This is a genomic window from Gemmatimonadaceae bacterium (assembly GCA_016720905.1).
GTDB lineage: Bacteria > Gemmatimonadota > Gemmatimonadetes > Gemmatimonadales > Gemmatimonadaceae > Gemmatimonas.
Map to the genome: position 1 here is coordinate 25,173 of JADKJT010000025.1, position 11,821 is coordinate 36,993.

11 protein-coding genes are annotated in these 11,821 nt (G+C 64.0%); 3 read left to right on the forward strand and 8 right to left on the reverse strand.

Features of this window, described 5'->3' with window-relative positions; all coding sequences use genetic code 11:
• The first annotated feature begins 4 nt into the window (after positions 1 to 4).
• Positions 5 to 1,645 carry an AMP-binding protein gene (locus IPP90_16260; protein MBL0172242.1) on the forward strand — a complete coding sequence of 547 codons (1,641 nt, stop codon included), beginning with the start codon at positions 5 to 7 and terminating at the stop codon, positions 1,643 to 1,645.
• Positions 1,645 to 2,055 carry a RidA family protein gene (locus IPP90_16265; GenBank protein MBL0172243.1) on the forward strand — a complete coding sequence of 137 codons (411 nt, stop codon included), beginning with the start codon at positions 1,645 to 1,647 and terminating at the stop codon, positions 2,053 to 2,055. The genes IPP90_16260 and IPP90_16265 overlap by 1 nt, the downstream gene beginning before the upstream one ends.
• Before the next feature lie 2 nt (positions 2,056 to 2,057).
• On the opposite strand, the gene IPP90_16270 is transcribed toward IPP90_16265, so the two are convergent.
• The 8 genes from IPP90_16270 to IPP90_16305 form a co-directional block, all read right to left on the reverse strand.
• A complete protein-coding gene (locus IPP90_16270; protein MBL0172244.1) occupies positions 2,058 to 2,924 on the reverse strand; it encodes an alpha/beta fold hydrolase in 867 nt (288 codons plus the stop codon).
• Positions 2,921 to 3,574, reverse strand: a complete 654-nt coding sequence (locus IPP90_16275) for a hypothetical protein (GenBank protein ID MBL0172245.1) — start codon at positions 3,572 to 3,574, stop codon at positions 2,921 to 2,923. Before IPP90_16275 ends, IPP90_16270 begins: the two co-directional genes overlap by 4 nt.
• Before the next feature lie 144 nt (positions 3,575 to 3,718).
• Positions 3,719 to 4,252, reverse strand: a complete 534-nt coding sequence (locus IPP90_16280; GenBank protein ID MBL0172246.1) for a hypothetical protein — start codon at positions 4,250 to 4,252, stop codon at positions 3,719 to 3,721.
• A gap of 57 nt (positions 4,253 to 4,309) precedes the next feature.
• Complete coding sequence (locus tag IPP90_16285; GenBank protein ID MBL0172247.1) at positions 4,310 to 5,242, reverse strand: hypothetical protein; 933 nt, start codon at positions 5,240 to 5,242, stop codon at positions 4,310 to 4,312.
• Between the two features lie 117 nt (positions 5,243 to 5,359).
• The gene (locus tag IPP90_16290) at positions 5,360 to 6,241 is read right to left on the reverse strand and encodes an MBL fold metallo-hydrolase (GenBank protein MBL0172248.1); all 882 of its coding nucleotides are present in this window, start codon (positions 6,239 to 6,241) and stop codon (positions 5,360 to 5,362) included.
• A gap of 38 nt (positions 6,242 to 6,279) precedes the next feature.
• Positions 6,280 to 8,406, reverse strand: coding sequence for a S9 family peptidase (locus IPP90_16295; protein ID MBL0172249.1), 2,127 nt, complete (start codon positions 8,404 to 8,406; stop codon positions 6,280 to 6,282).
• A 79-nt stretch (positions 8,407 to 8,485) separates the two neighbouring features.
• Positions 8,486 to 9,400 carry a UPF0182 family protein gene (locus IPP90_16300; GenBank protein MBL0172250.1) on the reverse strand — a complete coding sequence of 305 codons (915 nt, stop codon included), beginning with the start codon at positions 9,398 to 9,400 and terminating at the stop codon, positions 8,486 to 8,488.
• Positions 9,384 to 11,231, reverse strand: a complete 1,848-nt coding sequence (locus IPP90_16305) for a UPF0182 family protein (GenBank protein MBL0172251.1) — start codon at positions 11,229 to 11,231, stop codon at positions 9,384 to 9,386. The genes IPP90_16300 and IPP90_16305 overlap by 17 nt, the downstream gene beginning before the upstream one ends.
• Before the next feature lie 96 nt (positions 11,232 to 11,327).
• Here IPP90_16305 and IPP90_16310 point away from each other — a divergent pair.
• Positions 11,328 to 11,821 (forward strand): hypothetical protein (locus IPP90_16310; protein ID MBL0172252.1); only part of this gene is annotated, 494 nt, incomplete at its 3' end.

The following is an 11,821-nucleotide window of genomic DNA, read 5'->3' on the forward strand; positions in this document are numbered from 1 at the left end:
GCGCCTGCACCCCAGCGGCCACATCGACGGATTCGCGCGCGCGCAGCTGCCGCCCGCTGAGCAATGGCCAGTGATGCCGTTGGAAGGCGTGTACGATGCGCCGCCGCGCCTGAACGCGGCGGTGGAACTGCTTGATCGCGCGGTTGAGGAAGGATGCGGCGAACGCGTGGCGCTGGTCACTCCCGATGGCCATGGCGGCTGGGAGGAGATCAGCTATGCACAGCTCCAACAACAGGTGGACGCGCTCGCGCACGTGCTGGTGCATGACCTGCAGCTGGTGGCGGGGAATCGCGTGCTGTTGCGTGGCTTCAACGGCCGCTGGATGACGGTGGCGTGGCTGGCAACGGTAAAGGCCGGCATGGTGGCCGTGACGACCATGCCGATGCTGCGGTCCACGGAATTGCGCGTGGTGATCGAGCGCGCGGAGTGCAGCGCGGCGCTGTGCGACGTGCGGCTGTTGGACGATCTCGCCAGTGCGGCGGTGGGCGCCCATGGGGTGCGGGCCTTGCGGACGTGGGGTGGTGATGGCGCCGATCGGCTGGAACTGGCGATGGCCCATCACCACGAGCCATTTACCGCGTGCCAGACGGCCAGCGATGACGTGGCCCTGATTGCGTTCACGTCGGGAACCACGGGCGTGCCCAAGGGGTGCATGCATTTCCATCGCGATGTCATGGCGATGTGCCGAGGCTTTGCGGCGCAGGTGCTGCACATTGGTGCCGGCGACCGTTGCATTGGCACGCCACCCATTGCGTTCACTTTTGGACTGGGCGGGTTGTTGTGCTTTCCCTTGGCGGTGCGCGGGAGTGCGGTGCTGATGGAGCGGGCCACGCCTGAGGCACTGCTGGACGCGGTGGCCGCCACCGGCGCGACCGTCTGTTTCACCGCACCCAGCTTCTATCGCCACATGGCGCTGGCCATCACGCAGCACCCGGGGCGATTCAACACGACGTCACTGCGAGCCAGCGTGTCGGCGGGTGAAGCACTACCCGATGCCACGCGCACATTGTGGCGCAACGCCACCGGTGTCGAGATGCTCGATGGCATCGGAGCGACGGAGCTCATTCACATCTTCATCGCGGCCGCGGGCGATGACGTGCGTCCCGGCGCCATTGGTCGGGCCGTCCCGGGTTACGAAGTGGCCATTCTTGACGACGACTTGCGACCGGTGCCCAGTGGGGTGGTGGGACGCCTGGCCGTGCGCGGCCCCACGGGGTGCCGCTATCTCGCCGACACGCGACAAACCGGCTACGTGCAACACGGGTGGAACCTCACCGGTGACGCCTGCACGATGGACGACGACGGGTACGTGTATTTCAAGGCCCGCACGGACGATCTCATCATTTCGTCGGGGTACAATATCGGCGCGCCAGAGGTGGAAGCGGCGCTGTTGCAGCACGACGCCGTCCTGGAGTGCGCCGTGATTGGTGTTCCAGACGTTGAGCGCGGACAGGCGGTGAAGGCATTTGTCGTGCTGAAGCCCGGACATGAAGACGCTGGCGGCGCGCTGGTGAGCACGCTGCAGGAGCACGTGAAAGCCACCATCGCCCCGTACAAATATCCTCGCCTCGTCGAGTTCGTGGCGGCACTTCCCAAAACGGATACCGGCAAGCTGCAACGCTTTCGGTTGAAGGAGACTCCGTGATACATCGGACGCTGCAACCTGAGGGATGGCCGCGACCGCGCGGGTACGCCAACGGCATCTCCGCCCGTGGCCGACTGGTGCATGTGGCCGGACAGATCGGCTGGAATGCCCGCGAGCAGTTGGTGAGTACCGATCTGGTGGCGCAGGCCCGTCAGGCGTTGTGCAACATCGTGGACGTGCTGGCCTGCGACGGCGCGCGCCCCGAGCATCTGGTGCGATTGACGTGGTACGTAGTTGACCGCGGCGCGTATGTGGCCAACGCCCAAAGGTTGGGTGAGGCCTATCGTGAGGTGATCGGACGCCACTACCCCGCGATGTCCGCTGTGCAAGTGAGTGCGCTCATTGAACCGGGCGCCCTGGTGGAGATTGAGGCCACGGCGGTGGTGCCCGACGATCCGACCGACCAGTGACGTCAAGGCGCCGGTAACGGCAAGACCGTAGCACCGCTGCTTGAGGGCGCCAGCACGAATCGGTGAATCAGCTGCGCGTATTCATCCGGTCCCAGCACAAGTGGGATATCCGTGTGATTCCCGCCGTGAATGCGTATCAGGCGTTTGATGGTCGCTCGGCTGGCGGCGAACAGTGATTCGCTGAAGGCGTACGGCAGGAACGTGTCGGCATCGCCGTGCAACAGCAGGGTGGGCGCCGACACGAGCGGGATGGCCGCCAGATTGTCGTACCGATCACGCATGAGCCATTCACCGGGCACGGCGAGGATGGTACCGCTGCGCACCAGCCCTTCGCTGTTGGTGAACGCGCTCTCCACGATCAGCGCCCGCGGCGTCACGACGTGCGCGGCCAGATGAATGGCGCACACGCCTCCGAGCGAGAATCCGTTGATGGCCAGCGACGAATCGGCCACGCCGCGGGCGCGCAGGAACGCCAGCGCCGCTTCGCCGTCGGCTCGCATGGTGGCCTCGCTGGAGGTCCCTGTGCTGCGCCCGAATCCGCGGTAGTCGAAGGTGAGCACGTCGAAACCGGTGCGCCAGAACGCCTCGACGCGATCCCAGTACTGCTCCATGCTCTCCTTGTTACCGTGACAGAACAGCATCGTGAAGCGCGGCGTGGTGCCCGGGCGCCGGGCCATGGCATACGCCACGCGATCATCGCCTACACGCCACTCGCCTTCCATCCGCAGCGAGTCCGGGATGACCCGGCTGGACAGGTTGTACGAATCCAGATGTCGCTCGTTGAACAGGAACGCGTCCAACGAGCAGGCGGAGGACACGGTCAGGGCGCCCAGAACGATCACGTGGAAGATGCGGCGCGCGGCGATCATGGGACACGGCCTCGGCGCAGGGTAAGCCCAAGTTGCAGCGCCATCACTCCGCGGCCGCGCACACTCGACTCTCCCTCAAACACACCGGCACGCGTATCCGCATTGGCGGCCATCCACTTGAACTCCGCCTGGAGCGCCGCACGACGCGTCACGGTGCGCTGTATACCGAAGAGCGGGTTGATCAGCAGGGCCGGCGTGCCCGAGAACTGCGCGATGGCATTGCCACCGGCGTACACCAGTGCACGCTCACCGGCGCGCCAACTGCCCACCACGCCAACCGATGGATACACGCGCGCGCCGCCTTTGCCGGCAAACAGATACGCCTGCGCCGTGCCCGCGACGGCAGGCCGCGCCGCGTGTTGTGACGCAAACTGTCGCGTCGCGGCAAGTTCGCCGCCGGCGACACCGAACGCCGCCATGGTGCCATGCACGGCACCGCCGAGTGTGAGATCATCCGTTACCCCATGCTGCCAGCCGACCGAGAGATACGGCACCAGCTTGGTTGGCACCGCGTCCGGCAGAAACGGGCCGCCAAGCGACGTGGTCCACGCGGAGGTGCCTCGAGGCAGCGGCCGCACGATGTGCGTGGCACTGCAGGCCGACAGGATGATGGCGCCAAGAACACACGCGCCCATTGTCAATTGACGCATGTGGCAACGGTGTCTGCACTCGTCACGCCAGGCAATGCGGAAAACTCCTACGTCGCACTTCCCACGCGGCTCCAGCCTTCGTCGCTGGAGCGTGAGTCCCGCACCGCTGCACAAGGCACACGGTGCGGGCTCACGGCATGGTATTTACGGCGTCACATCCACCTGGGCATAGATAGCCGTCAACACGGACAACCCCGACGGTGCGGCCGACGAGAACTGGCCGCCGTCACACAGCGTGATCGAGCCCTTGTTCTGGATGGCATTGAGCAGCACCGAGACACCGGCCGGATTGCGCACCAGCAGCGACGAGGTGAGGATCGACTGCGGGGTGTTGAACGACGTCCACGGCCCCGAGTAGGTGACGACGGTGGTGCCGTTCACGGTGACCGCGCCGCTCACGATGTTGCCGGTGTAGGCACCCACCGTCTGCAGTGTCGCATCCACGAAGCGCGCTCCTTGCACTTCGTACTTGGAATCGATGTAGTCACTGGCGGTCTTGGTGACGCAGTTGGGGGGATTATTGAAGTTGACCGCCCCGGCGGTGATGTTGTACGTCTGCTTGATGTCCTTGACGTTGAGCGTCACGACCAGCGGATCGGTGATGGAAAAGCACTTCGCGCCCATCACGATCATCGTGGCGGTCGCGAGCAGCAGGTGAGTCTTCCAGCGTCGAAGCATCCTGAACTCCTGAAGGCGGACACCGCCTTCGCCGTATGAAGACGAGTCAGTGTCGAATCAGCGGCCGAACCGCAGGCCGGCCGAATAGGACGTGAACGAACCGATGCCCGCCGTGCCGAACAGCTTGAACAGCTTGGCGTTGAGCGTGGCCCCCGCGACAAAACGGACCTGTCGTTTGGCGGTCACATCCACATTCACCGCGGGAGTGGTCGCCTGCGGATCGGTGGACGTGTATTGGAGATTCATCGTGCCGCCGGACGATTCCACACCACCCATCACAGAAAGGGCGCCCAGGTCCTTGCCGATATTCGCGCCAAACGTGAGACCGGTGGCGTCGGCGAGATCACCAAAGGTGAGTACGCTATACGACCCGCTGAGCGCGATGTCGACCGGGAGGTCCTTGAAGTACTGATTGAGTCCGTGGCGAATGCCTATCCCGTACATCGACAGCGTGGGGAGGTCCTCGTCGGGATAGAGTGACGACATGAACGAGGAACTGAAGTACCGCACCACCAATTCCGTTCCCAGCACGCCACTCACGCGAATTTGCGGGATGGCCACGGGAAAGATGCTGGCGTCGAGAATCCCGTCGGAGGTGCGATAGGCAATGCCGGACAGGCTCGCGTGATTCTGCACCGGGGCCGTGCCCCCAAAGACCGTCGGGGTTTTATACGACGAAGGCTGGAAGCCCGTGGGGGTCAGGGTGGTGAAGGTCTTCATGCTGGTGGAGATCATGGTGGTGGCTCCCACCAGTTCCAGCGAAAACCCTCCTTTCATGGACGGGGCGGCGTTGGCGAAATACCCACTGCTGAGGCTGGCAGTGAGTGCATCCGCCAAGGGCTGCATGTAGCCCTTGATGTTCGTGGTGCCAAACTGGCGAATCGCCTCTTCGAGACTGCTTTGTGCCGACAGTGGGGTCGCCACGGCACACAGCAGGATGGCAAGCGCGCCGGTCCGGGCAGTCCGGCACTGTGCACGACAGATAGGCATGGCTTGCTCCGCGTGAAGGGACGCTCTAGCATCGTCACCGCGGAGGGCCGCCGTCAGTCAGGGAATTCCGGAAAGCCAGCCGGAACGACTCAGTGAGTTCGAAGGTTGTTCGCTAGCTCAGTTCCGAGCCAGCTCCTCGAATACCGCCCGCAGGAATCGCTCATGACCGCCCGGCCACTCCTTCTCATAGGGGGCGGTGAGCTTGAGGGCCAGCACCTGGTCAATGGATTTCCCGGCCCGGACCTCCCGTTGCACCCGCTCCCGGACGGTAAAGACGGCATCCCGCCATGCCTTCAGGCGATTGCGATCGGTCACCTGACCGTGGCCCGGAACGATTCTGGTCTGGTCGTTGCTCATGGCGTAGACCTTGTCTGCGGCGCTGATCACGCCATGCACCGAGCCGCCGCTGGAGCGGTCAATGAACGGGAGCCCCGCGTTGTTGAACACATCCCCCATGTGAATCACGTTCGCCTTCAGGAAGTGGACGATCGCGTCACCGTCGGTGTGTGCCGGCGCCACATGGGTTACCATGACCGAATCCCCATTGAGGTGGAGCGTGACCCCGTCGTTGAAGGTTACCACTGGCAGCGCGGCCCTGGGCGACGGCGGCTCCCGGCGATTCATGGCCGCCATGAACTGCTCGGTGGACATCCGCTTGCGCACGTTGTCATGGGCCATGATGAGCACACCCGCGTTCCCGAAGTTCTCATTCCCGCCGGTGTGGTCGAAATGCCAGTGGGTGTTGACCACGAACTTCACCGGCTTGTCAGTGAGCGTCCGGATGGCGGCGAGGATCTTCGGTGTCAGCGGTGCAAACTGATCATCAATGATGAAGACGCCGTCATCGCCGATCGACACACCGATATTGCCGCCGGATCCGAACAGCACGTGCACCCCGGGCGCCAACTGCACCGGGCGCACCTGCACTGTATCGTAGTTGACCTGGGCGCCTGCCGAAGTGGACACAGCGAGCAGGAGAAGCGCGACGAGTGACCGCATAGTGTTGGTGGATTGACGTGAGATGACGCGCACGGTGCTCAGGGCGTTGTGGACGGGGTGACCGGCTTGAGCCAGCGATCCAGCCACTGCCGCTCGTTCAGCATGCGATGCACGATGTTCCACAATCCGCCAATCGCGTGCGGCTGATCGGCGTACTGGATCATGCGCGTGGGGACCCCGTTCTTCTTGAGGGCCACGTACATCTGCTGCGCCTCGGAGTACGGCACCCGCTGGTCGATCTCCCCGTTGATGAACAGCGTGGGGGCCTTGGCCCGGTCGGCATAGGTGAGGGGTGACTGTCGGATCATGATCTCCCGCGCCTTGGCGTCCCAGGGGGCCCCGTAGAACTCAGTCTCCTTCGTGCGCGGGATGTCGGCGTTGCCATAGTCACTGGTCCAGTTCACGATGCCTGCGCCGGGAATCGCCGCCGCAAATCGATCGGGATACTGGGTAATGAGCCAGTTGGTCATGAAGCCGCCATAGGAATGCCCGATGGTGGCCACGTGCCGCCGGTCGATGGCGAACCGACCCAGCACATGATCGATGCCGGCCATCACGTCCTGGCCATCCTTCGTGCCCCAGGCGCCCCAGGTGCCCCACAGGAATTGCTCGCCATAGTTCGTGGAACTGCGGAAGTTGACCTCCAGCACGAAGTACCCGTTGGCCGCCAGATACTGGTTCTTGAAGTTGAAGTTGTATTCAATGGCGCTGTGCGGACCGCCGTGATTGCTCACCACCAACGGATACGGGCCACCTGTTGATGTGTAGCCCAGCGGAAACGTGAGCCAGCCTTCAATGGGCGTGCCGTCAGCGCTTGAGAAGCGCAGCCGTTCTGGTGTGCTGAGCGCCAGCGTGCTGACCAGCGGCGCGTGCACCTGTGTCACCGGCACTTCGTGTGAGCCGTCGATATCGGCCACCCAGATTTCGGACGGCGCCTCGAAACGGCCCACCAGATACGCCATGCGCGAGAATGCCCGGTCAAAGCTGATGCCGCTCACGCGACGTTCACCGGTGGTGACGGCCTGCACCGGTCCGCCGTTTGGGGCCACGCGAAAGAGATGTTGCGTGCCACCGACGCCGCCGGTGAAGTAGACCGCCTTGCTGTCGGGACTCCACACCGCGTTGGCGGGCAAGTAGTCCCAGTCGGCGGTCAGCACACGCTCGGCGCCACCTGCCGTGGGAATGATCACCAGGTCGGTCGCGCCGCCGTGATCGAGCTGGCGCGCAATGACAACATCGGTGGTGAGTTGCCGAGTGCACAGCACCCACTGTCCATCGGGTGAAAGCAGGGCGCCGTTGTAGTCGTAGTCGTTGTTGGTGGTGAGACGGTGCAATTGCCCGTTGGTGGACACGGTCCACGCGTCCGTACGTCCGTACACTCGCTCATTGCGATAAGTGGAATCGGCGCTGAACAGCAGGCCAGCGCCATCGCGCTTCCACTGCACATCCGTGGGGCGGAGGCCCAGCGCGGTCAGCGCGCGTGCCTCACCACTGGCGACGGGGGTGAGATAAATCTCCTGCGGTGGACTCACCTCGGGATCGCGCACATTGGGCGTTGGGAACGCCGCGCCATCGCGATGAAAGTCCATCCAGTCGAATTGCACGCCCTTGAAGCGCTCGTCGTGCCGTTTCTCGAATTCGGAGGCGAACACGCGTTCACGTTTCGGGGGCGGCACATCGCGCACCGTGGCGATCCACTTGCCGTCGGGGCTTGGCATCTCGCGTGGTGTGGCGCGGCCGTTCGATGCGCCGGCGACGGTGTCCATCCGATCGGGTTGTGCGGGATGGACTCGCAGGGTGCGTGAACCCACGACGAATCGCAATGAGCCGTCTTCGGCCCACGACGGCGCGGTTGCGTTCGCGCCGGCAGCACTCACCCGTCGCGACATTCCCAGCCGTTCGGCAGCCGCCAGCCATACTTCGCTCACGGTGCCGTTGGTGTCCTCCACGCGCGTGCTGACCGTGTACGACACCCATCGTCCATCGGGCGACAGTTCGGGCGCCCCCACCGTCTTGAGTCGGTAGTAGTCCTCGATCGTCAGCGGCCGCCCGCGCGGGGCCGTCTGCGCGCCAACGGGTACGGGTACTGCCGCACTACTGATGGTCAGGCTCAGGCCAGCGATCGCCAGGCCAGCGAAGGCACGTGCCGTGTGACGTTCACGCATGCGAGACATCCGGAAGGAGATGCCGGAGAATTGGGCACCGCGCCGATACACTGTCAATCCGGCGCCCGCATGGATGATCCTACTGCGGGCGCGACCCTCCGAGCTTTTCCAGCAGCACCCCCAGTTGACGGATCTCCTCGCCGTAGCGCGCCCAATCCCCCTTTCGCTGCGCATCGATGGCCGCCTGATAGCGTCGCTGCGCTTCGGCAATCGTCAACCGTGTCGCTGCATCCACCACGCCGGCGGCGGATGGCACCGCCGGAATGGCCGCGCTGTCCTTCGCGGCCACCACCGTTGGACGTCTCGAATCCACCTGACCACCAAACATGGCCGACAGCGCCGCGTCCAGTGTTTCCCGCATGATCACCTGATTCTGATATGCGACCACCACGCGCTTGAGCTCCGGAATCTGGCCCCCTTCGGCCTGCAGATACATCGGCTGCACATACAGCAGCGCCTTGTCGATGGGAATCACCAGCAGGTCACCGCGAATGACCTGCGAACCGCGCTGATCCCACAGCGAAACCTGCTGCGAGATGTCGGTGTCCTGATTGATGCGATTCTCGATCTGCCGCGGCCCGAACACCAGGCTTTGTCGCGGGAAGCGATAGACGCGGAGTTTGCCGTAGTTGGCGCCGTCGTTCCGTGCCACCATCCACGCGGCCAGATTGTCCTTTCCCCGCGGTGTGAATGGTGCCATGTAGATGAATTCGGCGTCCTTCTCGTCGGGCAATCGCATCACGATATGCCGCATGAATGGCACCGCCTGATCGTTGCGCGTGACCACCGGCACCTGCCACTCATCTTCGCGGTTGTAGAACGTCGCGGGCGTGTTCATGTGGTAGGTGACGAACCGTGCCGTCTGCGCGCGGAACAGCTCGTCGGGGTAGCGCAAGTGCGCGCGCAGATCGGCCGGCATCTTCTCCAGCGGCTGAAACACGCCCGGAAAGATCTTCGCCCACGTTTGAATCAACGGGTCATTGGGCTCCGACACACGGGGTCACGGTCCCGTCGTGCGCGTCGATGACCACCTTGACACTGTTGCGCATGTACGTCGTGCCGTCCCCCGCGCGATACGCGTACGGGTATCGCCCCGTCTCCGTGTAGGCGTCGAGAATCCATTGGAGCGAGCCATTCGCCGCGATCACCATATACGGATCGCGGTCGAAATGGAGGAACGGGAACGCTTTCTGCGCGCGCTCAACGATGTTGCGGTAATACAGGATACGACTGTCGGCCGCAATGTCACCCGACAACAGGATCTTTGATTGCCCGAACTGCGCCGCGAAAATCAGCCGTCGCCACAGTCCCCCCACGACCACGCCGCCTTTCCCGTCGTAGATGCGGTAGACGTTCTGGTCACCCGCCGGATAGTCGAATTCCTTCTGTTTCGTGTTGACGAACACAAACTGGTCGGTGAGCTCGCCAAAGTAGATTTGCGGCCGAGTCACCCGCAGTGATCCGGTCGTCGACGGCGGCAAGTCCTTCACGAACAGCACGGGCAGGCCTTCGCTGGTCACCTGATTCACGGGACTCAGCGTGAGGCCCATGCCGTGCGTGAACGTGAGGTGTTCGTTGATGAACGTGCGCGTCGGCAGTGACGCCGAGTTGAGTTCGCGTGGTGCCAGCAACACCTGGCGATAGCGACCGTCAATCCAATAGCGGTCGTCGTCCACCGAAACGAAGTCGTAGTACGTGCGGATTTCCTGGATCTGACTGAAGGTGCGGAGCAGCGGCTCCCGATCCCAGAGTCGCACGTTGTCGACCGTTGGCGCGTTGGCCCGGATGCTCTCCAGCGTCAGGTTGGCCTCGCCACCGATATCGCGCACTTCCACTTGATCAATGCCCCACGCGCGGCGCGTCGCCTCCAGATGATGCGCCAGGTACGGCTCCTCACGCGTCAGCTCGGTGGGCGCGACCACGAACTTCTGCAGCAGCGTCGGCACCAAGCCGCGACCGATCAGCGACACGGCCAGATAGGCGGCGATCGCCATTCCCGCGTACATCCCCAGTCGACGACGTACTCCGCCCACCACCACCGCGATGGCGGCCAGTATCGCCGTCACGGCCGCGATGCGCAGAGCCGGCAGCGTGGCGTGCATATCCGTGTAGCTGGCCCCCACCAGCGGACCGGTATTCGAAAAGAGCAGGCTGGCGGTGTCGACAAACCAGAGCTGCAGGGCCCAGACGATGAAGAGCACCGCCAACAGTGCGGACAGATGCACTCCCGCCGACGGTTCGATGCGCAGGCGTTGTGGCATCAGGACGATATCACCGCGAACGAAGTACACCGCGGTGGTCGCCAACAGGGAAATGACTGCCAGGCTGGCGACGACGCCCAGAATGGCCGAGACCGCCGGCATCGTGAACACATAGAACGCGATGTCGCGGCCGAACACCGCGTCGGTGGTGCCGAATGGCGTCTGGTTGACGGCGAGGAGCACGACATCCCACAGCGCACTCGCGCCGAGTCCGAAGAACACTCCGACGATCATGGCCACCGGGCGCGACAGTCGGCGAAGTCGCGAGGCGACATCGATGGTGACCTCGCCCTGTGCGGTGCGGAGTCGCAGGCCCACGCTGTCCGGAACCACCCCTCGCTGGGCCAACGCGAGATTGAGATGGATCAATCCACCCGCCACCACCGCGACCGAAACAAACAACAGGATTCGGCTGAACAACGTGCGGGTGAAGAGGATCTCGAATCCGATCTCGCGGAACCACCACAGATCCACCACCAACCCGGTGGACATGGGCACGATCACCAGTGCCAGGATGGCAGTCAGGGCGATCAGCAAGGCGGGGGAAATTCGACGTGCGGTCACTTGATGCCTCGGAAATTGTCGGTGTCGCGCCGCCCAGAACGGCCAACGACCCATGAATGCCCTTGAAGTATACCGCGCCGCGTGCAACATAGAACCATGAAACGTCTCCTCATCGGGTTGTTGTGCTGCGTGGCCCTTGGGCCCGCCTCCCCGGCGCATGGGCAGGTCGCCGTTGCACCGCCGCGTCAAACGCAGGCGGATGACTACACGCGCTACGAGCTGCTGGCACCGGGCACCGGAAAGTTCCGGATTCTCTACGACGTGACCGCCACGACCGCCGGCGCCACGCACTTTTTCAATGCCATTCGCGCCGGCAGTATCGCGACCGATGAATCGGTGCGTGATCGCGCCACCGGCAAGCCGCTGATGTTCGAAGTGGTGGGTGCCGCGGTGGCCCGGGCCGGCGGGGTACGTGTCTCTGACAGCACGCAGCAGTACATCCGGGTGACGCTGGCCCATCCGGTGCCCGCCGACGGTGGCGAAGCGCGCATGCTGATCGACAAGACGTACGAAGATGCCAAGAGCTACTTCGTGGACGGCGATGCGATCGTGTTCAATCGCCCGCTGGGCATCAAGCGCAACGCGGTCGT

Excerpts from the sequence above, each read along its gene's own strand:
- IPP90_16270 (MBL0172244.1), bottom strand. The coding sequence starts at position 2,924 with ATGATCGCCGCGCGCCGCATCTTCCACGTGATCGTTCTGGGCGCCCTG.
- IPP90_16275 (MBL0172245.1), bottom strand. The coding sequence starts at position 3,574 with ATGCGTCAATTGACAATGGGCGCGTGTGTTCTTGGCGCCATCATCCTG.
- IPP90_16280 (MBL0172246.1), bottom strand. The coding sequence starts at position 4,252 with ATGCTTCGACGCTGGAAGACTCACCTGCTGCTCGCGACCGCCACGATG.
- IPP90_16285 (MBL0172247.1), bottom strand. The coding sequence starts at position 5,242 with ATGCCTATCTGTCGTGCACAGTGCCGGACTGCCCGGACCGGCGCGCTT.
- IPP90_16290 (MBL0172248.1), bottom strand. The coding sequence starts at position 6,241 with ATGCGGTCACTCGTCGCGCTTCTCCTGCTCGCTGTGTCCACTTCGGCA.
- IPP90_16295 (MBL0172249.1), bottom strand. The coding sequence starts at position 8,406 with ATGCGTGAACGTCACACGGCACGTGCCTTCGCTGGCCTGGCGATCGCT.